General features: G+C 60.5%; 27 protein-coding genes. 11 read left to right on the top strand and 16 right to left on the bottom strand.

Features of this window, described 5'->3' with window-relative positions; all coding sequences use genetic code 11:
- The 4 genes from ACR0DA_RS05070 to ACR0DA_RS05085 form a co-directional block, all read right to left on the bottom strand.
- Positions 1 to 390 carry a hypothetical protein gene (locus tag ACR0DA_RS05070; RefSeq protein ID WP_170455126.1) on the bottom strand — a complete coding sequence of 130 codons (390 nt, stop codon included), beginning with the start codon at positions 388 to 390 and terminating at the stop codon, positions 1 to 3.
- Between the two features lie 102 nt (positions 391 to 492).
- Positions 493 to 1,365: a 3-hydroxyisobutyrate dehydrogenase gene (mmsB, locus tag ACR0DA_RS05075; protein WP_480753177.1), complete on the bottom strand. Its 873-nt coding sequence runs from the start codon at positions 1,363 to 1,365 to the stop codon at positions 493 to 495.
- Positions 1,366 to 1,368: 3 nt separating this feature from the next.
- Positions 1,369 to 2,403 (bottom strand): enoyl-CoA hydratase/isomerase family protein, encoded by a 1,035-nt coding sequence (locus ACR0DA_RS05080; RefSeq protein ID WP_254442062.1) that lies wholly within the window; start codon positions 2,401 to 2,403, stop codon positions 1,369 to 1,371.
- 7 nt (positions 2,404 to 2,410) lie between these two features.
- Complete coding sequence (locus ACR0DA_RS05085; RefSeq protein ID WP_170437406.1) at positions 2,411 to 3,553, bottom strand: acyl-CoA dehydrogenase family protein; 1,143 nt, start codon at positions 3,551 to 3,553, stop codon at positions 2,411 to 2,413.
- A gap of 174 nt (positions 3,554 to 3,727) precedes the next feature.
- On the opposite strand from ACR0DA_RS05085, the gene ACR0DA_RS05090 reads away from it, so the two are divergent.
- Positions 3,728 to 4,585 (top strand): hypothetical protein, encoded by an 858-nt coding sequence (locus ACR0DA_RS05090; protein ID WP_480753178.1) that lies wholly within the window; start codon positions 3,728 to 3,730, stop codon positions 4,583 to 4,585.
- Between the two features lie 3 nt (positions 4,586 to 4,588).
- Here ACR0DA_RS05090 and ACR0DA_RS05095 read toward each other — a convergent pair whose 3' ends face one another.
- Complete coding sequence (locus tag ACR0DA_RS05095) at positions 4,589 to 5,704, bottom strand: carboxylate-amine ligase (protein WP_170339368.1); 1,116 nt, start codon at positions 5,702 to 5,704, stop codon at positions 4,589 to 4,591.
- 143 nt (positions 5,705 to 5,847) lie between these two features.
- Between ACR0DA_RS05095 and ACR0DA_RS05100 the strand changes: the two genes are divergently transcribed.
- Complete coding sequence (locus ACR0DA_RS05100) at positions 5,848 to 6,693, top strand: class I SAM-dependent methyltransferase (RefSeq protein ID WP_480753179.1); 846 nt, start codon at positions 5,848 to 5,850, stop codon at positions 6,691 to 6,693.
- A 75-nt stretch (positions 6,694 to 6,768) separates the two neighbouring features.
- On the top strand, positions 6,769 to 7,245 hold the full coding sequence (locus ACR0DA_RS05105) for a fasciclin domain-containing protein (protein WP_170338788.1): 477 nt from the start codon (positions 6,769 to 6,771) through the stop codon (positions 7,243 to 7,245).
- 56 nt (positions 7,246 to 7,301) lie between these two features.
- On the opposite strand, the gene ACR0DA_RS05110 is transcribed toward ACR0DA_RS05105, so the two are convergent.
- Entirely contained in the window at positions 7,302 to 7,898 is a 597-nt protein-coding gene (locus ACR0DA_RS05110; protein ID WP_480753181.1) for a L,D-transpeptidase, read from the bottom strand.
- A gap of 1 nt (position 7,899) precedes the next feature.
- Between ACR0DA_RS05110 and ACR0DA_RS05115 the strand changes: the two genes are divergently transcribed.
- Positions 7,900 to 8,091: a hypothetical protein gene (locus ACR0DA_RS05115; protein ID WP_480753183.1), complete on the top strand. Its 192-nt coding sequence runs from the start codon at positions 7,900 to 7,902 to the stop codon at positions 8,089 to 8,091.
- Between the two features lie 27 nt (positions 8,092 to 8,118).
- Here the strand turns inward: ACR0DA_RS05115 and ACR0DA_RS05120 are convergent, their stop codons facing one another.
- Positions 8,119 to 9,618 carry a CoA-acylating methylmalonate-semialdehyde dehydrogenase gene (locus tag ACR0DA_RS05120; RefSeq protein WP_170339365.1) on the bottom strand — a complete coding sequence of 500 codons (1,500 nt, stop codon included), beginning with the start codon at positions 9,616 to 9,618 and terminating at the stop codon, positions 8,119 to 8,121.
- 101 nt (positions 9,619 to 9,719) lie between these two features.
- Between ACR0DA_RS05120 and ACR0DA_RS05125 the strand changes: the two genes are divergently transcribed.
- The 3 genes from ACR0DA_RS05125 to coaD all read left to right on the top strand — a co-directional run bounded on the left by ACR0DA_RS05125 (position 9,720) and on the right by coaD (position 11,698).
- On the top strand, positions 9,720 to 10,622 hold the full coding sequence (locus ACR0DA_RS05125; RefSeq protein ID WP_170508547.1) for a LysR family transcriptional regulator: 903 nt from the start codon (positions 9,720 to 9,722) through the stop codon (positions 10,620 to 10,622).
- Positions 10,623 to 10,683: 61 nt separating this feature from the next.
- Positions 10,684 to 11,121, top strand: coding sequence for a CBS domain-containing protein (locus ACR0DA_RS05130; protein WP_093961953.1), 438 nt, complete (start codon positions 10,684 to 10,686; stop codon positions 11,119 to 11,121).
- Positions 11,122 to 11,206: 85 nt separating this feature from the next.
- Positions 11,207 to 11,698, top strand: a complete 492-nt coding sequence (coaD, locus tag ACR0DA_RS05135) for a pantetheine-phosphate adenylyltransferase (protein ID WP_093961954.1) — start codon at positions 11,207 to 11,209, stop codon at positions 11,696 to 11,698.
- Here the strand turns inward: coaD and gap (ACR0DA_RS05140) are convergent.
- The 3 genes from gap (ACR0DA_RS05140) to gap (ACR0DA_RS05150) all read right to left on the bottom strand — a co-directional run bounded on the left by gap (ACR0DA_RS05140) (position 11,690) and on the right by gap (ACR0DA_RS05150) (position 14,003).
- A complete protein-coding gene (gene gap, locus ACR0DA_RS05140; RefSeq protein WP_170367048.1) occupies positions 11,690 to 12,694 on the bottom strand; it encodes a type I glyceraldehyde-3-phosphate dehydrogenase in 1,005 nt (334 codons plus the stop codon). The two genes, coaD and gap (ACR0DA_RS05140), sit on opposite strands and share 9 nt — an antisense overlap.
- A 92-nt stretch (positions 12,695 to 12,786) precedes the next feature.
- Positions 12,787 to 12,930, bottom strand: a complete 144-nt coding sequence (locus ACR0DA_RS05145; protein WP_170338780.1) for a hypothetical protein — start codon at positions 12,928 to 12,930, stop codon at positions 12,787 to 12,789.
- Between the two features lie 71 nt (positions 12,931 to 13,001).
- On the bottom strand, positions 13,002 to 14,003 hold the full coding sequence (gene gap / locus ACR0DA_RS05150) for a type I glyceraldehyde-3-phosphate dehydrogenase (RefSeq protein ID WP_170339356.1): 1,002 nt from the start codon (positions 14,001 to 14,003) through the stop codon (positions 13,002 to 13,004).
- A 182-nt stretch (positions 14,004 to 14,185) separates the two neighbouring features.
- On the opposite strand from gap (ACR0DA_RS05150), the gene ACR0DA_RS05155 reads away from it, so the two are divergent.
- Complete coding sequence (locus tag ACR0DA_RS05155) at positions 14,186 to 15,157, top strand: DUF808 domain-containing protein (protein ID WP_480753186.1); 972 nt, start codon at positions 14,186 to 14,188, stop codon at positions 15,155 to 15,157.
- Positions 15,158 to 15,214: 57 nt separating this feature from the next.
- Here ACR0DA_RS05155 and tkt read toward each other — a convergent pair whose 3' ends face one another.
- Positions 15,215 to 17,236 (bottom strand): transketolase, encoded by a 2,022-nt coding sequence (tkt, locus tag ACR0DA_RS05160; protein ID WP_170371292.1) that lies wholly within the window; start codon positions 17,234 to 17,236, stop codon positions 15,215 to 15,217.
- Positions 17,237 to 17,471: 235 nt separating this feature from the next.
- Between tkt and ACR0DA_RS05165 the strand changes: the two genes are divergently transcribed.
- Genes ACR0DA_RS05165 through ACR0DA_RS05175 form a run of 3 tightly spaced genes read left to right on the top strand, consistent with a single transcriptional unit; the run spans position 17,472 to position 18,897 of the window.
- The gene (locus tag ACR0DA_RS05165; protein WP_170367050.1) at positions 17,472 to 18,158 is read left to right on the top strand and encodes a hypothetical protein; all 687 of its coding nucleotides are present in this window, start codon (positions 17,472 to 17,474) and stop codon (positions 18,156 to 18,158) included.
- Complete coding sequence (locus tag ACR0DA_RS05170; protein WP_170339348.1) at positions 18,158 to 18,553, top strand: cell division protein ZapA; 396 nt, start codon at positions 18,158 to 18,160, stop codon at positions 18,551 to 18,553. Before ACR0DA_RS05165 ends, ACR0DA_RS05170 begins: the two co-directional genes overlap by 1 nt.
- Positions 18,550 to 18,897 (top strand): MliC family protein, encoded by a 348-nt coding sequence (locus tag ACR0DA_RS05175; RefSeq protein WP_480753188.1) that lies wholly within the window; start codon positions 18,550 to 18,552, stop codon positions 18,895 to 18,897. The genes ACR0DA_RS05170 and ACR0DA_RS05175 overlap by 4 nt, the downstream gene beginning before the upstream one ends.
- Before the next feature lie 8 nt (positions 18,898 to 18,905).
- On the opposite strand, the gene grxD is transcribed toward ACR0DA_RS05175, so the two are convergent.
- The 5 genes from grxD to purL form a co-directional block, all read right to left on the bottom strand.
- Positions 18,906 to 19,268, bottom strand: coding sequence for a Grx4 family monothiol glutaredoxin (gene grxD, locus ACR0DA_RS05180; protein WP_170338767.1), 363 nt, complete (start codon positions 19,266 to 19,268; stop codon positions 18,906 to 18,908).
- Positions 19,269 to 19,308: 40 nt separating this feature from the next.
- Positions 19,309 to 19,449 carry a hypothetical protein gene (locus ACR0DA_RS05185; RefSeq protein ID WP_480753189.1) on the bottom strand — a complete coding sequence of 47 codons (141 nt, stop codon included), beginning with the start codon at positions 19,447 to 19,449 and terminating at the stop codon, positions 19,309 to 19,311.
- A gap of 201 nt (positions 19,450 to 19,650) precedes the next feature.
- On the bottom strand, positions 19,651 to 19,887 hold the full coding sequence (locus ACR0DA_RS05190; RefSeq protein ID WP_093961963.1) for a BolA/IbaG family iron-sulfur metabolism protein: 237 nt from the start codon (positions 19,885 to 19,887) through the stop codon (positions 19,651 to 19,653).
- A gap of 77 nt (positions 19,888 to 19,964) precedes the next feature.
- The gene (locus ACR0DA_RS05195; protein ID WP_480753190.1) at positions 19,965 to 20,765 is read right to left on the bottom strand and encodes a hypothetical protein; all 801 of its coding nucleotides are present in this window, start codon (positions 20,763 to 20,765) and stop codon (positions 19,965 to 19,967) included.
- A gap of 130 nt (positions 20,766 to 20,895) precedes the next feature.
- Positions 20,896 to 23,058, bottom strand: coding sequence for a phosphoribosylformylglycinamidine synthase subunit PurL (purL, locus tag ACR0DA_RS05200; RefSeq protein WP_480753192.1), 2,163 nt, complete (start codon positions 23,056 to 23,058; stop codon positions 20,896 to 20,898).
- Positions 23,059 to 23,193 lie beyond the last annotated feature (135 nt).

The following is a 23,193-nucleotide window of genomic DNA, read 5'->3' on the forward strand; positions in this document are numbered from 1 at the left end:
TCAGTACAGAATATCCGCCACCGCGCCGATAAGGTTCAGCACTTTGCGCGTATCGGGGTCGATTCTGTAGACGTAGTCGCCCGCGCGAACGTAGTTGCCGCCACGTTTCAGGCCATAGCGGTACGGATCGTCGATCCAGACATAGTCGCGATCAATCCGGTCGCCGACCTTGTACCAGTTCTTGGCCTGACCGGGCGGGACGCAGGGCACGGCCTTCTTGGCCAACCCGGGCGGGCAATTGGCAACGGATTTTGCGCCCTTCTGCGGGGCCACACGTTCGACCGAGAACGTGTCCTTGGTCTTTCCTTTGCCTTTGCCGTTGTCAGCCAGTGTCGCGACCGGGGTCAGAGACAGGCCGGCAAGCAGTGCAATATGCATAAGTGTCTTCATGGGCGGTTCCCCTCGGTTCGTCGCGCCGTCATGCCGCGTTTCCCGATATTTTGGAATGACCGCCCGAAGTGCAAGCCCTGGGCGGCGAAATGCCGCCCAAGCTCAGCTGCGGCCGCGCTTTTCGAACCGGGGCAGCATGGCCGAGAAATCCATTCCCTTGCCGTCTTCGGCTTCGACGAACTGTTCGTACAGCGCAGTGGCGATCTGGCCCATCGGCGTGTCGGCGTCGGCGCTTTCGGCGGCCTGCTGGCTGAGCCGCAGGTCCTTGAGCATCAGCTCGGCGGCGAAACCGGGCTTGTAGCCGTTGTCGGCAGGAGATTGCGGCCCGACGCCGGGGGCGGGGCAATAGGCGTTCATGCTCCAGCTGTAGCCCGACGAGGTGCTGACCACGTCGAACATCTTCTGCCGGTCCAGACCCAGTTTGTCGGCCAGGGCAAAAGCCTCGCAGGTGGCGATCATGGTGACGCCCAGGATCATGTTGTTGCAGATCTTGGCGGCCTGGCCTGCGCCGGCCGCACCGCAATGCACCGCCTTCTGGCCCATGATGTCGAACAGCGGGGCCGCCTTGGCAAAGGCCGCGTCCGATCCGCCGGCCATGAAGGTCAGCGTGCCGGCGGCCGCGCCACCGATTCCGCCCGAAACGGGCGCGTCCACGGCCAAAAGCCCGGCCTGTTCGGCCTGATCCGCCACGGCGCGGGCGCTGTCCACATCGACGGTCGAGCAGTCGATGAACACCGCGCCTTTCTCCATGTGCGGAATGATCTGATCGGCCACCGCGCGCAGGATGTCGCCATTGGGCAGCATGGTGATGACCGCCTCGGCCCCGCGGACAGCATCAGTGGCCGTTTCGGCCTTGGTCACGCCTTCGACCGACACGCCCGCGGTGTCGAACCCAGTCACGTCATGACCGGCCTTGGCCAGATTGGCCGCCATCGGCGCGCCCATGTTGCCCAGGCCAATGAATCCGATCTTCATGTTTCACTCCTCCTCGAATGTCAGCGTGTCCGCGCCCAGCGGCATCAGCATCCGTGATACCGCCGTGGCCGGCACGTTCATGTCCGCAAACTGCCATTTCGGGTTGCGGTCCTTGTCGATGATCTGCGCCCGGATGCCCTCGAGAAAATCGCCGTGTTCCATCGATCGGAAGGTAAAGCGGTATTCCAGCTCCAGCGCCTTGCGCATGGTCAGGGCGGGGCCGCGCAGGCGATGCAGCATCTCGATCGTGCAGGCCATGGACAGCGGCGAATTGCGGCCCATCGCCTCAAGCGCTCCGCGGGTGAATTCGGTGTCGCCATTGCGCAGGTCGGTCAGCACGTCGCCCAGGGTTTCCCCACCGAAGAAACGGTCGATGTCGTCCTGCGGCAAGGTGCGGTCCGGGGCAGGGGCGGCGTGTTCGGCCAGCAGGTCGGCTTGGCCCGAGGCCTCGAGCATCTCGATCATATCGGGCCATTGCTCCTGCGGGATGAAGTGGTCGGCGAACCCGGCATAGATCGCGTCGCCCGGACCCATGCGCGCGCCGGTGACGCCCAGATATTCGCCCAGCCGCCCCGGCGCCAGCGCCAGCAGCAGCGACCCACCCACATCCGGCACCAGCCCGATCGAACATTCGGGCATCGCGATCTTCGAGCTTTCGCCGACGATCCGGTGCGTCCCGTGACAGCCGATGCCCACGCCGCCGCCCATGGTAAAGCCCTGCAGGAAGCTGACCACCGGCTTGGGATACTCGAAGATCATCGCGTTCAGGCGGTATTCATCGCGCCAGAACTTCTGCCCATAGGCATAGTCGCCCTTGGTGCCCGTTGCGTACAACTCGGCGATGTCTCCGCCCGCGCAAAAGGCCTTTTCGCCCTCGGCATCAAGGATGACCAGATCGACCTCGTCATCCTCGCGCCAGTTACGCAGGGCGGTGTCGATGGCCATGCACATCTCGTAGCTCAGCGCATTCAGGGCCTTGGGCCGGGTCAGGGTGATCCGGCCGGCGCGGCCCGTGGTGCGGATGTCGATATCGGACATGGAAACCTCAGCGATGGGCGAGCAATTGGCGGGCGACGATCACGCGCATGATCTCGTTCGTGCCTTCCAGAATTTGATGCACCCGCAGATCGCGCACAAGCTTTTCGATGCCGTAATCGGCCAGATAGCCGTAGCCGCCATGCAGCTGCAGGCACTGATCGACCACTTTCGATCCGGTCTCGGTCACGAATTTCTTGGCCATCGCGCAGAATTTGGTGGCGTCGGGCGCGCCTTGATCCAGCTTCCAAGCCGCCTGTCGCAGGAAGGTGCGGGCCGCTTGCAGTTCAATCTCCATGTCCGCAAGCCGGAACTGCAGGGCTTGGAACTGGTCGATGGTCTGGCCGAAAGCCTTGCGCTCGGACATGTATTGCAGCGTCATGTCCAGCCCCGCCTGCGCCGCGCCCAGCGAGCATGAGGCGATGTTCAGGCGCCCGCCGTCCAGGCCCATCATCGCGTATTTGAACCCGTCGCCCTCGGTCCCGACAAGGTTCTCGGCCGGGATCTTGCAGTCGTCGAACTGGACCTGCGCGGTGGGCTGGCTTTTCCAGCCCATCTTCTGTTCCAGCGCGCCAAAGCTGAGGCCTGTTGTGCCGTCCTCGACATAGACGGTCGAGATTCCCTTGGGCCCGTCGCCGCCTGTGCGCACCATGCAGACATAGGCGTCGGAATAGCCGCCGCCCGAGATGAAGGCCTTGGTGCCGTTCAGCGTATAGCCCTCGTTGGTGCGCTCGGCCCGCGTCTTGAGCGCGGCCGCGTCCGAGCCCGAGCCCGGTTCGGTCAGACAATAGCTGAGCACCGTGTTCAGGCTGAGAACGTCGGGCATGATACGCGATTTCAATTCGTCGCTGGCAAAGCTGTCCAGCATCTTGGCGCACATGTTGTGGATCGACAAAAAGGCCGCGACCGAGGGGCAGGCCATCGACAGCGCCTCGAACACCAGCGTGGCGTCCAGACGGGTCAACCCCGAGCCGCCGCTGTCCTCGGACACGTACAGCCCGCCGAAGCCCAGCTCGCCAACCTTGGGCCACAGATCCTTGGGGATGGTGCCCTCGGCCTCCCACTGGCGGGTGAAAGGTGCGATCTGTTCTTGCCCGAACGCGTAGGCCATATCGAAAATGGCCGTCTGTTCTTCGGTCAGCGCGAAATCCATGGCCGGTCTCCCCCTTGTGGCGACGTGAATTGAACGACTGTTTATTTATTGCGCAATCCTTACAGAAATTTTTCACGCGGAGCAAACCCCGTGATGCACATGCGCCGGATTTGGGTGATTGCCAAAAGGCGGTTATGCTGAGCAATTCGTTTTATTGATTGATCGGAGTTGTGGATGTCGAATTACAAGATGGCCGTGGTTGCGATACACGGAATGGGCAGCCAGTCGGTCGGACCGAACCAGCCGTCCTCGGTGCCGACGTTTTCGAGCGACTTGCACGATCGGGTGGGGCGGCAGTTGGGTCAGGACATGAGCAAAGTTGCCTGGCACGAGGTGATCTGGGCGCAAATCCTGCAGGGCCGGCAGATGGACTATCTGAACAGCATAGGCCCCTATACGGGCTATGACCGCACGCGCCGTTTCGTTGTGTGCAACCTGTCTGACGCGGCATCCTATCGCCCGACCCCCGACGGAAGCGACAAGACCTACGTCGCAATCCATGAACGAGTTGCGCAGGTGATACGCATCGTCCGGTTTCAGATCGGCGAGCGCGCCCCCATCCTGATCGTCGCCCATTCTCTGGGTGGGCATATCATGTCGAACTACATCTATGACCTTCAGCGCCATCTGCGCCACGGTGGATTGCCGCAGCATGGGGTTCCGGTGGAGGACATGCAGACAGTGGCCGGGCTGGTCACGTTTGGCTGCAACATCCCGATTTTTCTGTTCGCCTATCCCGAACGGGACATCACGCCGATCCAACGCCCCAACCAGGAATTGCCACTGACCCTGCAATTCCATAACTGGTGGCAGAACTATTATGACAAGCACGACGTTCTTGGCTTCCCCCTGGGGCCGATCGCGCCCAGCTATGGGCAGCTTGTCGGGACGGGTGAGATCACCGATCAGGCTATTCGGGTCGGGAATGTCCTCACCGGATGGAATCCGTTTTCGCACAATGGGTATTGGAAAGCCCGCAGCCTGTACGAGCCCGTTGCCGACCGGATCAGACAGATCCTGAATGCGGTATGAGCGTCACAGATCAGCGTGGAATTCGTCGATCAGGTGTCGGACCACGGCCTGGCCTGGATCGTCGCCATTTGCCAGCGCTTCGGCGTGAACGCGACGCTGTCGCGTGGCCGAGGTGCCGCTCTCGGCGATCTGACGCAAACGGGCCAACTCGGCCATGGTGCCCAATGCTTCGGCATCTTCGGCCAGCATGCCCATCAACTCGCCCATCAGGTCGGGCATCGGTTTGATCGAGCGGTCTCCGAAGTCGATCAGACCTTCGCCCACGCCGTAGCGCTGCGCGCGCCAACGGTTTTCGCCGATCAGGAACCGATCATATTGCCGCCATCGCAGGTTGCGGTCTTTCAGACGGCAGAGCATTCGGGTCAGTGCCTGCACCATGGCCGCCAGCGACAGCGCATGTTCCATGCGAGGCTGCACATCCATGATCCGCGTCTCGAGCGTCGGATAGCTGTGCGACGGTCGAAGGTCCCACCAGATTTTCGAGGTATCCTCGATTACGCCCAATTCGACCAGGACACCGGTGGTGCGCTCGTATTCGGACCAGCTGCCAAAAACAGGGGGCAGGCCGGTGCGGGGCAGGTTGTCGAATACCGTCAGGCGATACGAGGACAACCCGGTATCCTGTCCGTTCCAGAAGGGTGATGATGTTGAAAGCGCAAGGAGGTGGGGCAGAAAATAGCACAGCTGCGGCAGGATATCGGCGCGCTGCGCGGGATCGTCCACGCCGACATGCACATGCATCCCGCAGATCAGCATGCGCCGGGCGACACCCCCCAGCGCGTGTTGCAGGTTGTCATACCGCTCTTTTCGCGTGTGGTGCTGGTCTTTCCAATCCGCAAACGGGTGGCAGGATACAGCGATGGGCGACAGGTTGTGCTCGGCGGCGCGCTTGGCGACACAGGACCGCAGCCGCCTGAGGTCCTCACGCGCGGATTTGACCGTCGTATGCGGGCGGGTTCCAACCTCAATCTGGCATTGCAGGAATTCCGGGCTGACCTGGCCTTCAAAATCCGCCTGGCAGGCCTGCATCAATGCCTCGGGCGCCTGAGCCAGCTGCAAGCTGTCGCGATCGACAAGCAGGTATTCCTCTTCGATGCCGATCGTGAAATCCTGCTGCATGTGCGGGCCTCCCGTTCCCTTTTGGGATCAGTGAATACGGAATCTGCTCTTTTGCCAAGGCTTTGGCGCCATCGACCTTGCGCTGACCCGTGTGCCGACGGTAAGCACCCCAGAAGCCAGACAGATAATCGGAGCCGTGTGACGTGAAACCCAGGAAATTCCCGAAGCTCAATGCATTCTTGGACAGGTTCGGCACACGGTTGATCGACAAGGCACCCGAGCGGGATGAGCGGGCACGGCTTGAAGCATTCGAGCGGGTTGGCGGCCTGACCCGACCGGCCTATGCCCTGTCACCCGGGATGGAAGGGTTCGATATTGCCGAACTGGTCTCAGAATATACGGTCCATGCCGAAGCACTGGCTGCCTTGAAAGATCCTGAGCGGAACCAGACCGGCTACCGGATCGGCAACGGGTACTACGACAGTCCGGACGCCGACGCTCTGTACTTGATGATCCGACGGTTCAAGCCGAAACGCGTCGTCGAGGTCGGATGTGGAAACTCCACCCGAGTGACCCGGCAAGCTGTTCTAGACGGCGGCTTGGAAACGCGGATCACGGCGATCGACCCGTATCCGCGCGCAGACATCGCGCATGTTGTTGATCAATTCGAACAGAAACGACTGGAAGAGGTCGACGCATCCGTGTTCGATCAGCTCGAGCCCGGAGACGTTCTGTTCATCGACTCGAGCCATGTCGTGCGCATGAGCAATGACGTAGCGCATCTGTTCTGCCGCATCATTCCGAACCTGAAACCGGGCATCGTGATCCATGTCCACGATGTTTTTTTGCCCTATGAATATCCCAAGCGGTTTTTCTATGACTGCCCGGGTTGGGGCGAGCAGTACATGCTGCACGCGTTGCTGCAATCTGGTTCGTTTTCAATGCTTTGGCCCGGCTACTACCTTCAGCAGGCGCGTCCCGATGCCGTCGAAGCCTTGCCTTTTCTGACTGAAGGCCGAGCGCAGAGTATCTGGGTTCAGAAGCGGTAAAGCAGATTTTTTCGTGATCCGCTTTTTGACAGCGCGCGTACCCCTTTCCATATCACGCTGGAGAGGAGACTAAACATGTTCCGTCGTACATTCATGGGTGCCGCAGCCGCCGTCGCACTCGCACTGCCGATGAAAGCCCAAGCTGCAGACATCGTGGACACCGCCGTTTCGGCAGGGTCGTTCAACACACTGGTCGCCGCTGTGCAGGCCGCCGGTCTGGTGGACACGCTGAAGGGCAAAGGCCCTTACACGGTGTTCGCGCCCACCGATGAAGCGTTCGCCGCTCTGCCCGAGGGCACCGTCGAGACGCTGCTGATGCCCGAAAACAAGGATCAGTTGGTCGCCATCCTGACCTATCACGTTGTGCCGGCTAAAGTGATGTCGGGTGACATTGCAGGCAAGCGGGCCAAGGTTCTGACCGTTCAGGGCGAACGTCTGAGCGTCAATGCCAAGAATGGCGTCAAGGTCGACGGAGCGAATGTCGTTCAGGCCGACATCGAAGCCAGCAACGGTGTCATCCACGTCGTCGACACGGTTTTGATCCCCGAGTAATCAAGCCACTCGCCACAAAAACAAAGCCCCGGTCAATCGGCCGGGGCTTTGTCGTTTCACAGCAGTCTGACTTTTGTTCCGATCTGGACCAGAGGATACAGTTCCTCGACATGCTGGTTGTACAACCCGATGCACCCGGATGAACTTTGGCGTCCGATCTTGCGGGTGTCATGTGTGCCATGCACCAGGTAAGCCGGCCAGGACAGGTACATGGCGCGGGTGCCAAGTGGGTTGCCCGGATCTCCACCTTCCATGCGGACCGGCAGGTTGGGATCGCGCTCGCGCATCGATGCGGTCGGTGTCCAGCTGGGATTTTCCGCTTTGCGCACGACTTTGGTGTAGCCGCGTTTGGTCAGCTCTTCGCTCATGGGAACCGAGCTGGGGTACAGTTTGTAGGTACCGTCAGGACCCCAGTAATGCACCGCGCGGCTGGTTATGTCAGCCAGCAAGCAGCCCACGCCCAGTTCATCGAAGTGATCCTGCCAGTCCTGCTTGGAAAAGGACGATACGTTGCGGCGAACGGGAAGCTGAGTACTGATCGCCTCTTCGGTTTGAGGGAAGGCGTCCTGGCTCTGCGCCCGCAACAAGGTCGGCGACGCCAATACGGATGCTACCCCCAAAAGGGCCGAGCGGCGGGAAATTCTGGTTGTCACGATGGCCTCCTGGCGACTGACTGCTCGAATTTTCGGCCAATTTATGCCGGGCAGAGAGGTGAAGCCAGAGGTCGGTGCTGAAATTCTCGTGAACGCGTGCCGGATTGCGCAGTTTTTTGCCAAGCAAAAGGTGCACAAGGTGACGGTTGGCGAATTGGGTTTGCCTGCGGACAAAAAGGCCGCCCCAATTTAGGGCGGCCTTTGTTCTTAAATCAGTCTGTTAGTCCATCGCTTTGAAGTTGAACTCGCCACCTTCTTTGATGCCCGACGGCCAGCGCGACGTCACGGTCTTGGTGCGAGTGTAGAACTTGAAGCTGTCGGGGCCGTGCTGGTTCAGGTCTCCGAACATGGATTTCTTCCAGCCGCCGAAGGTGTGATACGCCAGCGGCACCGGGATCGGGACGTTGATACCAACCATGCCGATATTGACCCGGCTGGCGAAATCACGGGCGGTGTCGCCGTCGCGAGTGAAGATCGCGGTGCCGTTGCCGTATTCATGGTCCATCGCCAGCTTCAGCGCCTCTTCGTAGGATCCGGCGCGGACGGTGGACAGAACGGGGCCGAAGATCTCCTGCTTGTAGATGTCCATGTCAGGGGTGACATGGTCGAACAGGTGGGGGCCGACAAAGAAACCGTCTTCATAGCCCTGAAGCTTGAAGTCGCGGTTGTCGACCACCAGCTTCGCGCCCTGTTCCACGCCCGAGTTGATCAGGCCCAGGATGCGTTCCTTGGCGGCTGCGGTCACGACCGGCCCCATGTCGACGTCGTCGCCGGCGGTATAGGGACCGACCTTCAGTTTTTCGATGCGCGGCACCAGCTTCTCGATCAGCGCGTCAGCGGTTTCCTCGCCCACCGGAACGGCCACCGAAACGGCCATGCAGCGTTCGCCGGCAGCGCCGAAACCGGCGCCCACCAGCGCGTCGGCGGCCTGATCCAGGTCGGCGTCGGGCATGACGATCATGTGGTTCTTGGCCCCGCCAAAACACTGGGCACGTTTGCCGTTCGCCGTGGCGCGCGAATAGATGTACTGCGCGATGGGGGTCGAGCCGACGAAGGACACACCCTGAATGATCTCGCTGTCCAACAGGGTATCCACGGCTTCCTTGTCGCCGTTGACGACCTGGAACACACCTTTGGGCAGACCGGCCTCGACGAACAGTTCGGCCAGCATCAGCGGTACCGATGGGTCACGTTCCGAGGGCTTCAGCACCACCGCGTTGCCGCAGGCCAGCGCCGGGCCGACATGCCACAAGGGCATCATGGCCGGGAAGTTGAACGGCATGATGGCGGCGACAACGCCCAGCGGCTGGCGCATGGAATACATGTCGATGCCGGGGCCGGCGCTGTCGGTGAATTCACCCTTCAGCATCTGCGGGGCGCCGATACAGTATTCGATCACCTCGAGCCCGCGCTGCAGGTCGCCTTTGGCGTCGGGCAGGGTCTTGCCGTGCTCGCGGCTCAGCGCTTCGGCCAGCTTGTCCATGTCGCGATGCATCAGGTGGACCATCTGCATCATCACGCGGGCGCGCTTTTGCGGGTTGGTTGCGCCCCATGCGGGCTGCGCTGCAGCGGCGTGTTCGATTGCTGCCGTCGTCTCGGCGGCGCTGGCCATCGGGCATTTGTACTGAACCTCGCCCGTGGCGGGGTTGTAGACGTCGTCAAATCGACCGGATGTGCCGGGCGTGTATTCGCCGTTGATGAAATGGGTCAGGTCTTGCATCGCAAACTCCTCCGCTGAATTTGCGCGCAGCATAGGCTTGCATAAATCTCATGAACAGAGGCAATATCCCAAAAGAGTTTTGCAAAAATGCAGGGGTGAGGATGGACCCGAACTGGGATGACATGCGCGTATTCCTCGCGGTTGCGCGCGAGCAAAGCCTGTCTTCGGCCGGGCGGTTATTAAAGATCGACCCGGCGACAGTTGGGCGGCGGGTTTCTCGGTTGGAAGCAGCACTGAAAGCGCCGCTTTTCACGAAGTCACCGCAGGGCTACGTACTGACCTCGGCCGGAGAGCGACTGTTCGAGCACGCTCAAGGCGCTGAGGAGGCGATGCGCGCAGCGGCTGGCGCGATGGAGGGCGCGACCAAGTCGCTGAGTGGTCAAATCCGGATTGGTGCTCCGGACGGAAGCGCCAACTATCTGCTGCCACAAGTCTGCGCCAAAATCAGCGACTCGAATCCCGACCTGGACATACAGATCCTGGCCTTGCCGCGGATCATCAACCTGTCGCGCCGCGAGGCGGATATGGCTATCACCGTCAGCGCCCCAACGGCCGGCAAGCTGCTGGTGCAAAAGATCAGCGACTACAAGCTGCATATGGTGGCAACAGCCGACTATCTTTCGCGGCATGGTCCCATTCGCTCGGTCGGTGACCTGAAGGGCCACCGCATGATCGGTTATATCCCGGACATGATCTTCGACCGCGAGCTCGATTACCTCAACGATCTGGGTATTGATCGTGTCCCACTTGCATCGAACTCGGTCTCGGTGCAGTTGCGGCAAGCCTCGCTGGGTACCGGGGTATGTATCGCGCATGACTTCACGTTGCCATTCCATCCTCAGCTGAAAAAAATTCTGACGGATCAAGTCAGTCTGACGCGCAGCTTTCACCTGGTTCGCCATCAGGGTGATCAACGCAACGAACGGTTGAACCGATTTGCAGAAGCGCTCAGCCGGGGAATTCGCGACGAAGTTGCGCGGCTGGAAGCCGAAGCCCAAGCTTGACAGGTTGATCTAATCGGGCAACGCTTTGGAAAACGGGAAAATTATTTCGGAGGTATTGCCCATGCTTGTACAGGCCATTCTGAAGTCCAAGTCGACGGACGGGGTTGTGACGGTGGCGCCTTCGATGACCGTGTCCGACGCGGCAAAGATTCTGGCCGATAAGCGCATTGGTACGGTGATCGTATCGGAGGACGATGGCGAAACCGCAGCCGGCATCCTCTCGGAACGCGATATCGTGCGGGAATTGGCCGCCAGTGGCAGCGGGTGCCTGACACAGCCGGTCAGCGCCTACATGACCAAGAAACTGGTGACTGCCACCCAACAGGACAAGGTGCAGGACGTTCTCGCTCGTATGACCGAAGGTCGGTTCCGCCACATGCCGATTGTCGAAGATGGCAAACTGATTGGGATCGTCACGCTGGGCGACGTCGTAAAAGCGCAATTGTCCGAACTGGCCATGGAAAAAGATGCCCTGCAGGGCATGATCATGGGGCATTAGCCCCATCTGACTACATTGCGGCCTCTTGCAGCTGCGGAAAACTTGTGTTTGCTTGCGCAGAAATTTTCTTGCTCAGGAGGGCGCGATGCGGGTTGGATTATATCCGGGAACCTTTGACCCCATCACCATGGGTCATATAGATATCATCCGCCGGGCAGCCATGCTGGTCGACAAGCTGGTGATTGGCGTCGCGATCAACCGCGACAAGGGTCCGTTGTTCTCGCTCGAAGAGCGGGTGGCCATGATCGAGGCGGAATGCGCCTACCTGACCGAACAGACCGGCACTGAAATTGTTGCGCATCCGTTCGAAAACCTGCTGATAGACTGCGCCCGGGACGTAGGGGCGCAGATCATCGTACGCGGTCTGCGTGCTGTTGCCGATTTCGAATATGAATTTCAGATGGTTGGGATGAACCGGGCGCTCGACGATTCGATCGAGACCGTGTTCCTGATGGCCGAAGCCCGACACCAGGCGATTGCCTCGAAGCTGGTCAAGGAAATCGCCCGGCTGGGTGGGGACGTGTCGAAATTCGTCACGCCCCAGGTCAATATCGCGCTGAAAGAGCGGTTAGGCTAGGGCGCCCATCGCGGCAGCGGTGTCCAGCATCCGGTTCGAGAACCCCCACTCGTTGTCGTACCAGGCCAGAACGCGGACCAGCGTGCCGTCGGTCACTTTGGTTTCGGCAAGCGATACGGTCGAGCTGTGGGAATCGTGGTTGAAGTCGATCGAGATCAACGGGCGGGTTTCCGCGGCAAGAACGGTCGGGATCTTGGCCGCGGCCTCGGTGAACAGGGCGTTGACCTCGTCTTCGGTGGTGGGGCGCGATACCTCGACCACCAGATCGACGACCGAGACGTTCGGAGTGGGAACCCGGATCGCCTGACCGGTCAGCTTGCCCTGCAGTTGCGGCAGTACCAGCCCCACGGCCGAGGCCGCACCGGTGGTGGTCGGGATCATCGACAAGGCCGCCGCGCGCGACAGGTACGGGTCCTTGCCGGCGGTGTCATGCACCGGCTGGCTGGCGGTATAGGCGTGCACCGTAGTCATGTTGCCGTGCACGATACCCAGGCCCGCATCTAGCGCGGCAGCGACTGGCGACAGGCAGTTGGTGGTGCAGGATGCGTTGGAAACCACGGTGTCGGCGGCGGTCAGCTCGTGGTCGTTCACGCCAAACACCACGGTTTTAACTTCGCCATCCCCGCGCGCCGGCGCCGAGATCAGAACCTTTTTCGCGCCGTTCTTGAAATGGCGAGATGCAGCTTCGCGCGTGCGGAACACGCCGGTGCATTCCAGAACCACGTCGACGTCCGACCAATCCAGCGCCTCGGGGTCGCGCTCGCTGGTCAGCCGGATCGGGCCCGCGCCCACGTCCAGCCCGGCCTCGCTCAGGGTGACCGGCTTGGTGTAGCGGCCATGTACGCTGTCGAACTCGAACAGATGCGCATTCATTTCCGGCTTGGCGAGGTCGTTGATCGCGACGATCTGCACATCCGTACGACCGCTTTCCATCAAGCCGCGCAGGACACCGCGCCCGATCCGTCCAAATCCGTTGATTGCAAGTTTGAGTGTCATGTCGCGCTCCGTCTGAATGGCCGCTAAGCCGCGATTGAAATTAGTTAGCGCTAACAAAGGCAGTCAGGCGAAAATGTCAAGCAAAACCTCTGTCAGCGCCAGAACGCGACCCAGTCGAGAAAGTCGTAGAACTTCTTGCCGAGGAACAGGAGATGCTCGGTTCCAAACAGCGCGAAATCCAGCATCAGACCACCAAGGATGAGGACTCCCAGCCAGATCGCGATTTGGTTTGTCATTGCTGCTCCGAACAAAAAAGCCCGCCCAGATAACCTGAGCGGGCGACGCGGTTCAAGCGGTCTTGATGAGATCAGTTAAGCCGTCCCATGGCGACGGCCACATCGGCCATGCGTACCGAGAAGCCCCATTCGTTGTCGTACCACGCCAGCACGCGAACCATGCGGCCGTCCACGACGCGGGTCTGGTCGGGCGCGAAGATCGAGCTTTCCTCGGTGTGGTTGAAATCGGTCGACACCAGGGGGGCGGGTTCATAGCCCAGGACGCGCTGCATCGGCCCCTTGGCGGCCTCGGCGACAATGGCGTTGACCTCATCGACGGTCACCTCGCGCGCGGCGCGGAAGGTCAGGTCGACGGCCGACACGTTCGGCGTGGGCACGCGAATGGCCGAGCCGTCCAGACGCCCCTTGAGGTTCGGCAGAACCTCGCCCAGCGCCTTGGCGGCACCGGTGCTGGTGGGGATCATCGACATGGCGGCGGCGCGGGCGCGGTACAGGTCGCTGTGGCGGCGGTCCAGCGTGGGCTGGTCGCCGGTGTAGGCGTGGATCGTGGTCATGATCCCGTTTTCGATGCCGATGCCTTCGTCCAGCACCTTGGCAAGCGGGGCAAGGCAATTCGTGGTGCACGAGCCATTCGACACCATCCTGTCATTGGCGGTCAGGCTGTTGTGGTTGACGCCGAACACGATCGTCTTGTCCACGTTCTTGCCCGGAGCCGACAGCAGAACCTTTTGCGCGCCACGTTCAAGGTGTGTTTTGGCCTTCAGCCCGTCGTTGAACTTGCCGGTGCATTCCAGAACGACGTCACAGCCTTCCCAGTCCAGCTCGTTCATGTCGTAGGTCGAGAACATCTGCATCGGCCCGCGACCCAGGTCCATCGTGTTGCCGCTGATCGAGACGTCGCGCGGAAAGCGGCCGTGGATGCTGTCGTATTTCAGCAGATGCGCCGAGGTTTCAAGCGGTCCGGTGGCGTTGACCTTGATCACTTCGATGTCGTTGCGGCCTGACGCGGCGATGTGCGACAGGGTACAGCGGCCGATGCGGCCAAAACCATTGATGCCGACCTTGATGGTCATGTGACGTCTCCAAATCCGCTTGTGTTCCGGGCGATATAGCGATGATCGGTCCATCTAAAAAGATAGAAAATATCATATTTGCAATGTGTTAGCGCAAACTTGGCGTGGTTGCGCTAACGCTTGCGCTAGCTGTCGGATCGGTTAGGGTCCAATGTGCGACGGATGAACGGAAAGGATGCGGCATGAGCGGTTTGCTGGCTCTGTTGGACGATGTGGCGGGAATCGCCAAGGTGGCGGCGGCCTCGGTCGACGATGTGGCGGCGGCGGCCGGCAAGGCGGGGGCCAAGACCGCGGGCGTGATCATCGATGACGCGGCCGTCACGCCGAAATACGTCCAAGGGTTTGCTCCGGCGCGCGAGTTGCCGATCATCTGGCGCATCGCGCGCGGGTCGATGTTTAACAAGGTCATTCTGCTGCTGCCTGTGGCGCTGTTGCTGGCGAATTTAGCGCCGTGGCTGATAACGCCCTTGCTGATGATCGGCGGGTCATACCTGTGTTTCGAGGGCGCCGAGAAGATTTTTCACGTGCTGTTCCCGCATGGCAGCCACGTGATCGAAGAGGACATGAACGTCCGTGATCCGGGTCATCTGGAGGAGCAGAAGATCAAAGGGGCGATCAAGACCGATTTCATCCTGTCGGCCGAGATCATGACCATCGCGCTTTCTGCAATCGAGGCCCCAAATGTCTGGATGCAGGCCGCAACGCTGGCCGTGGTGGGGATCGGTGTCACGGTGGCCGTCTATGGCTCGGTCGCGTTGATCGTCAAAATGGACGATGTCGGGCTTTATCTGGCCAAGAACGCGCCGACACCGATCGGCCGCGGGCTGGGTCGCGGGCTGGTCAAGGCGATGCCAAAGGTCATGAAGACGCTTTCGGTCGTGGGTACGGCGGCGATGCTGTGGGTCGGCGGCTCGATCATGATCCATGGGCTCGAGGTGCTAGGCTTTGGCTGGCTCGGCCACCACATCCACGATTGGGCCTATGCGGCCGGTCATGCCGTGTCCGATCAATGGGCCGGCGCGGTGGAGTGGATCAGCAAGGCTGCTATGGACGGCGTGTTCGGGCTGGCTTGGGGGTTCGTTCTGATCCCGTTGGCGACCAAGGTCATCGCGCCGCTGTGGCCCAATAAGGCTGCGCAGAAAGCGGACCATTGAGGCCCAAAAGAAAAGGGCGGCATAATGGCCGCCCTTTGATTGCTCAGATCGGCTGGATCAGCCCAGCAATTCCTTGACCTTTGCAACCGTCGCCTCGGCGGTGATGCCGAAATGCTTGTACAGTTCGCCTGCGGGAGCGGACGCGCCAAAGCTCGACATGCCGATGAAACCGGCCTTGGCCTCGCGGCCACGCTCGCCCAGCAGCCAGCGGTCCCAGCCGCCGGCACGGACGGCGGCCTCGATACCGACGCGGACGGGGCCGGCGGGCAGGACCTTCTTGCGATAGGCTTCGTCCTGCTCGGCGAACAGCTCCATGCAGGGCATCGAAACGACGCGGGTGCCGATCCCTTCGGCCTCGAGCATCGCCTTGGCCTCCATGGCCAGCGACACCTCGGACCCGGTGGCGATCAGGATCGCCTGACGCTTGCCCTCGGCCTCGGCCAGAACATAGGCGCCCTGGGCGGTCAGGTTCTTGGCCTTGTGCTGAGTGCGCAAGGTCGGAACGCCCTGACGGGTCAGCGACAGGACCGAGGGGCTGTCCTTGAAGGTCAGCGCTAGTTCCCAGGCCTCGGCGGTTTCGACGGTGTCGGCAGGGCGGAACACATAGGTATTCGGCGTTGCGCGCGAGATCGCCAGATGCTCGACCGGCTGGTGCGTCGGGCCGTCTTCGCCCAGACCGATCGAGTCATGGGTCATCACGAAAACGCTGGGGATCTTCATCAGCGCGGCCAAACGCATCGACGGGCGCGCATAGTCGGTGAAGGCCATGAAAGTGCCGCCATAGGGACGGATGCCACCATGCAGCGCCATGCCGTTCATCGCCGCGGCCATGCCGTGTTCACGGATGCCGTAGTGGATATAGCGGCCCTTGCGGTTTTCCGGCAAGAACACGCCCATATCGGCTGATTTGGTGTTGTTCGACCCGGTCAGGTCCGCCGATCCGCCGACCGTCTCGGTCATGATCGGGTTCACGACGTTCAGCACCTTTTCCGACGAGGCGCGGGTGGCCAGCTTGGGTTGATCCTCGGAAACCTGCTTTTTGAAGGCACGGATGGCGCCAGCCAGCTTCTTCGGCGCCTCGAACGCGTAGGCGCGGTTGAACTCGGCCTGCTTGCGCTCGGACAGTTGGGCAAAACGTTCTTCCCACGCCTTCCGTTCCATTGCGCCACGCGCGCCGATTGCTTCCCACGCGGATTTCACCTCGGTCGGAATTTCGAACGGTCCGTGCGGCCAGCCATATGCATCCTTGGCGGCCTGCAGCTGTTCGGCATCCGTCAATGCGCCGTGACCTTTCGAGGTATCCTGCGCGGCATGCCCCAGCGCGATGTGGCTTTCGCAGGCGATCATGGTCGGTTTCTTCGACGCTTTTGCCTGCACAATCGCCGCATCGATGGCCTTGGGGTCGTGGCCGTCAATCTCGATCACATGCCAGCCCGAAGCGGCGAACCGGCGCACCTGATCAGTACGGTCGGCAATATCCACGGTGCCGTCGATGGTGATGTTGTTGTTGTCCCAGAACACGATCAGCTTGCTGAGCTCGTGCCGACCGGCCAAGGTGATGGCCTCCTGGCTGACACCTTCCATCAGGCAGCCGTCACCGGCGATCACATAGGTGTAGTGGTCGACAACCTTTTTGCCGTAATGGGCCCGCTGGATTTCTTCGGCCATCGCAAAACCGACGGCATTGGCAATTCCTTGCCCAAGAGGGCCAGTGGTGGTTTCGACACCGTCAATCAGGAAGTTTTCCGGGTGGCCGGCGGTTTTCGCGCCCAGTTGGCGGAAGTTCTTGATCTCGTCCAGAGTAACTGCGCTGTAGCCCGTCAGGTAGAGCAGGGAATAGATCAGCATCGAGCCATGGCCAGCCGACAGGATGAACCGGTCGCGGTCAGGCCAGTTTGGGGCCGAGGCGTCGAATTTCAGGTGTTTTTCAAACAACACGGTCGCGACGTCGGCCATGCCCATCGGCATTCCGGAATGGCCGGAATTGGCGGCGGCGACAGCATCAAGGGTCAGGGTGCGAATGGCCGCAGCCTTCGCCCAGTGTTCAGGGTTGGCATTGCGCAGCGCAGTCAGGTCCACGGGTGTTGTTCCTTTGGATTACGGCAGATTGCGGGCTGAATACCATCCACCCCCCAAAGTGCAAGCGGAACCCGGCGCGGCGCATTGCCATCGCTTCAAGAGTGTTGCTCAAGCCTTTGAAAGCAAAGAGTGGGTATTTTGGCGAACATTCCGTTAGACTAAGTACCGGTACGAGCCGTATTGATTCGGCCATCGGAAAAACAGAACGAACCTTGGTAAAGAGGTGACAGGGGCAATGAGCCAGATCGAAGACTTACAGCGACGCATCATGGCCGCGATGGATCGGATTGGCACCGGGATCGAGGCGTTGCAATCGGCGGGTCCGGTCTCGGGCAGCGAAGATGGACAATTGCGCGCCGCCCTGGATGAGGAAAAGCTGGCTAATGCGCAATTGGAAGAGCGCCTGAAGTCTCTGAGGGAGCGGCATGATCAGGAAATCGACGCATTGCGCGCCCAGTTGGGCGAGTCCAATGCCAAACTGGCCACCGTCGAGGCCGCGCGTGCCGAACTGTCCGAAGCCAAGGCCGCGCTGGAAAATCAGGACGAAGTTGCAGCGCTGAAGGCCGAGATCTCCGAATTGCGGCGGCAGCTGGAGGATTCAGAGCGTATCCCCGAATTGAATGCCGAACTGGAAATGCTGCGGGCCGAACGCGCCAGCCACGGCGCCGCCATGTCGCGGCTTGATGACGACCTGCAGCGCTTGCGCAAGGCAAATGACCAATTGCGCGAAGCGGTCGACGAGTTGCGCAAGGCTGCCGAGGACGGCGTTCCCGATGCCGAGCTTCTGAACAAGGCAACCGTGGCCGAGCTGGAGGCCACCCGGGCCGCCCGCGCCACCGACGCGGCCGAGGCTCACGCGGTTCTGGCGCGGCTTGAGCCTTTGCTGACCCACGCCAACCTGGCCGAAGGAGAGGTAGAGTAATGCCCGAGGTTACCATTCATATTGGCGGGCGCGGATTTGAGGTTTCCTGCCAGGACGGCGAGGAACCGTTTCTGCACGCAGCCGCGAAGATGCTGGACGATGAGGCCCAGGTGATGGCCGACCAGATTGGCCGTATGCCCGAGTCGCGGATGCTGTTGATGGCGGGGCTAATGCTGGCCGACAAGGCGGCGGCCACCGAGGATCGCATCAAGACACTCGAGGCGAAGCTGGCCGAGGTTGAAGGCGAATTGGAGCGTATGCGCAGTGCGCCCGCGCCCGAGCCGGAACGGATCGAAGTGGCCGTTGTTCCGCCGTCGGTTACCGACACACTTGCAGAGATGGCGGCACGCGCCGAGGCGCTGGCCTCGGTGATCGAAGAGAAGAACGCGAGATGACACATTTGCGGAGTTTGTGCCTGGCGGCGTTGGTCGGGGCGGTCTCGGGCCCGGCATTGGCACAGATTGACATCCTATCGGTGACCTTCACCTGCGAAAATGGCGTTGAGCTGCCCGTGACATACTTCAACCCCTCCGACGGCGAAGGGGCTGCGGCTATGATCGTCGATGGTCAGTTGATTGCGTTGCGTCAGGTCCAGAGCGGCTCGGGTATCCGTTACGAGTCGGTGAACGGGCAGGGTACGTATACCCTGCGGTCGAAAGGCTGGAACGCGATGGTCAGTTTCGCGGCGGCCGGAGCCACCGACGAAACCGAGATTTTGAAAGACTGTGTCAGCCGCTGAGCGGCTGATCAGGCGTTTGCCTCGCGGATTTTGTCGGCGGCTTCCTTGTTGTAGGCGACACCGTTTTCGTCGAAGAGCGTGTCCAGCTCTCCTGACAGGGTCATTTCCGTGATGATATCACAACCACCCACAAATTCGCCTTTGACGTAGAGTTGAGGCACGGTCGGCCAGTCCGAATAGTCCTTGATGCCCTGGCGGATTTCCTCGTCCGCCAGTACGTTCACGTCGGTGTATTCGACACCCATATAGTTCAGAACACCGGCCACCCGAGATGAAAATCCGCACTGCGGCATTTCTTTGGTGCCCTTCATGTACAGCACCACATCGTTGCTTTTGACGGTTTCGTCGATCTGGGTCTTAACGTCGGTCATTTCGCGTTTCCTTGTTTACGTTCGTCCGTCTGTCGGGCGGTCATTTCGATTGGCGGCTGCGCCACCAGTTTCTTGGTTCAGTACGCTGGTTCATCGCACGAACCTCGTCGATTTCATTGACTTTTGTCACGCCGTCGGCTTCCCACGGTCTGCGTTTCATATCGTTGGTGTCGGGGCGCATTTCCGACAGTCATCTTGTTCTGTTCCGATTCAGATAGGCTTCGAGCAGAGCCGCGGCAACCACCAGTCCGCCGACACATATTGCGATCCAGACAACCCAACCGATCATGTCACGTGACCGAATTGTCGGATGCCATCGGAATGCACAAGGCAGCGGGCGCCATCACCAGAGTGGGCATGGCACTGGCCGCCGCCGGCCTCATCACTCGGGTACTTTCGTGGTCAACGCCAGCGCGTGCAGCTCGCCATCCGGGCCGTCCATCTTGCCCTTCAGCGCCGCATAGACCGCGCGCTGCTGCTGTACCCTGTTCTTCCCGCGAAAGCTTTCGTCCACGACCATAGCGGACATGTGTACGCCATCGGTGCCGCCGACCTGGATTTCCGCATTCGGAAAGGCTTCGCGCAGCAGATGTTCGATTTCGTGGGCGCTCATTGGCATTTAAGATACTCCTGAAGGTCTTTTCAAAGATGTAGAGCGATGCCGAAGCCCGCGCAAGGATTAGCCTTGTGTATCTGCTAAAATCCCAGCTTCCTACGAATTGATGAACTCAAAGGTGTCGCCAGCGGTACTTGCGAACCTTTCAAAGCGCGAAATACCCATTTGTATGCAATAGCTGGAAGCCAGCTCATATTCAGTGTTACGAATGAAATATTCTTTTGATTGCAAACCCCAGAAATATTTCCGTCAACCACGCGGATGTCCTTTACGAATTTGTCACCAGCATAGAAACAAACGTCAAATCCGTGCGACTGCCTCAGCGCGTCATCAAAGACTTCTTCAGACGAGAAACTCATCAGATGCACACCTTTGGCCTGCGTTTCTCGTGCGAATTCGGAGAACGCACGCATTTCCGTGAAAGCGTATGTCGGGTTAATGCTGTCAAACTCAATTTGCTGACGTTCTAAGAAATCTTTGTTTTTGAAAAGATTAATCGTGTGGGCGTTGTATTCAGCAAGCAACGCGCGTTTGATGTAACCGTTTAGGCAAGTTGCGTTGCATTGAGTCGTATAGTCATAACGCTCAAGCAATTCTTCGTAGCGTTCTAGATCCTTCAAAATCATTGTGTCGCTATCAAAATGCCAAAACCGTTCGATGTTTTGCGATTGAGCGAACCCGTGTATATGAAACCAGCGTTCAAAAACAAAGCGCAACCAGTCTTTTCCGCCGCGGAACTGAAGATTTCTGCGGTGTTCGTCGCCCTGAACGGGACAAAAAGCGCATTCGAATTCGTCGTGCAAATCACTTCGAAAATCAAGGTAGTTAAAGTGCTGCCAGCCTTCTTGGTCGGCTATTGCTCGATTACTGTCATCGCCCAACAAAATAAGTCTTCGTTCAGGATTCGTAATCCGAGCACATCGTAATGTGTGACGCAGATAGAATGAGTTTCCATAGTGACAAAACAGAAGAGGATTCATATGCGTGCTACCGCCTATCTCGAAGGTTCACTTAACCGTCTACCGCCTCGGCAAAACTGCTGCGATACATCGCTGAGAGTTCACTCAGAGGAGTTTCGGACGCTCCGATCCGCACGGTTTCTCCGGTAAAGCGCCCGACCGAAACCAGCGGCACGCCCGCCTGGCCCGCCGCAATCATCAGCGCTTCGGCCTGATCGAAGTTGCAGGCCACCAGGTAACGGCCCTGATCCTCACCGAACAGGAACTCGGTCGGGGCGTCATCAAGATGCACACCCACGCCCGCGGCTTCGGCCAGTTCGAAGGCAGCCAGTGCAAGGCCGCCATCGCTCAGGTCAGTACAGGCCTTGATCATCTCGCGATTGGCCCGGATGAAGTCGCCGTTGCGCTTTTCAGCATCCAGATCCACATGCGGGGCGTCGCCGTCTTCGCGGTTGAAGACCTCGGCCAGCAGGGCGGATTGGCCCAGATGCCCCTTGGTTTCGCCGATCACCAGCGCAACGTGGCCTTCGCGCACCTCGGTGCCGATGATTTCGTCGGCGTGCTGCAAAAGGCCGACGGCACCGATGGTCGGTGTGGGCAGGATCGCCTGACCGTCGGTTTCGTTGTAGAGCGACACGTTGCCCGAGACGATCGGCATATCCAGCGCGGCCACGGCGGCGCCGATGCCTTGGATGGCACCGACGAACTGGCCCATGATCTCGGGCTTTTCGGGGTTGCCGAAATTCAGGTTGTCAGTGGTGGCCAGCGGTTTGGCCCCAACGGCGGTCAGGTTGCGATAGGCTTCGGCCACGGCCTGCTTGCCTCCTTCTTCGGGGTTGGCGCGCACGTATCGAGGGGTCACGTCCGAAGTGAAGGCCAGCACCTTGTCGGTGCCATGCACGCGCACCATGCCTGCACCAACGCCAGGCGTACGAGCCGTGTCAGCCATCACCATCGTGTCGTATTGCTCATAGACCCAATGCTTGCTGGCATAGTTGGGCGACGAGATCAGCGCCCGCAGCCCGTCGATCGGGTCGATCTGCGGTACCTCGCCCAGATCTACGGCCGCCGAGGTGGGGACCCAGGGGCGGTCGTATTCCGGTGCAGTCGAGGCCAGTTTCGACAGCGGCAGGTCGGCCTTGATTTCGCCGTTGTGCATGATCAGGAAACGGTCTTCGGCGATGGTTTCACCGACGATTGCGAAATCCAGATCCCATTTCTCGAACACGGCGCGGGCTTCGGCCTCAAGCTCGGGCTTCAGCACCATCAGCATGCGTTCCTGGGACTCGGACAGCATCATCTCGTAGGCCGTCATGTTTTCCTCGCGCTGGGGCACGTTTTCCAGGTCGAGCCGGACACCCAACCCGCCCTTGTCGCCCATCTCGACGGCCGAGCAAGTCAGGCCCGCCGCGCCCATGTCCTGAATCGAGATCACGGCGCCGGTCTGCATCAGTTCCAGCGTCGCCTCCATCAGGCGTTTTTCGGTGAAGGGGTCACCGACCTGCACGGTGGGGCGCTTTTCCTCGATCGTGTCGTCGAATTCGGCCGAGGCCATCGTGGCACCGCCCACACCGTCGCGGCCGGTCTTGGCGCCCAGATAGACGACGGGCATGCCCACGCCCGACGCGGCCGAGTAGAAGATCTTGTCGGCATCGGCCAGCCCGGCGGCAAAGGCGTTCACGAGGCAGTTGCCATTGTAGGCCGGGTGGAACCGAACTTCACCGCCCACGGTCGGGACGCCGAAACAGTTGCCGTAGCCACCGATGCCTTCGACCACGCCGTTGACCAACTGGCGGGTCTTGGGGTGGTCCGGTTCGCCGAAGGACAGCGCGTTCATTGCCGCGATGGGCCGTGCGCCCATGGTGAACACGTCGCGCAGGATGCCGCCCACGCCGGTTGCCGCGCCTTGATAGGGTTCGATGTACGAGGGGTGGTTGTGGCTTTCCATCTTGAAGACCACGGCCTGCCCGTCGCCGATATCGACCACACCAGCGTTTTCACCGGGGCCGCAGATCACCTGAGGGCCCGAGGTGGGCAGAGTGCGCAGCCATTTCTTCGAGGATTTGTAGGAACAGTGCTCGTTCCACATGGCCGAGAAAATCCCCAGCTCGGTAAAGGTCGGCTCGCGCCCGATAATCTCGAGGATCATGTCGTATTCTTCGGGTTTCAACCCGTGTGCGGCAATCAGATCCGGTGTGATGGCGGGCTCTTGCATCGTGTGTCCTGTTTCCAAGGTGGCCGGGATTGCGGGCCTTTTAGGGCAACCGGGCGATTTGGGAAAGGGCCAAGAGCGCGCAGCGAACAGGAACCCGCTATTTGCTGGCAGAATGCAGCGGTCGGCGACCGGGAA

The organism is Ruegeria sp. CI8 (genome assembly GCF_056536865.1).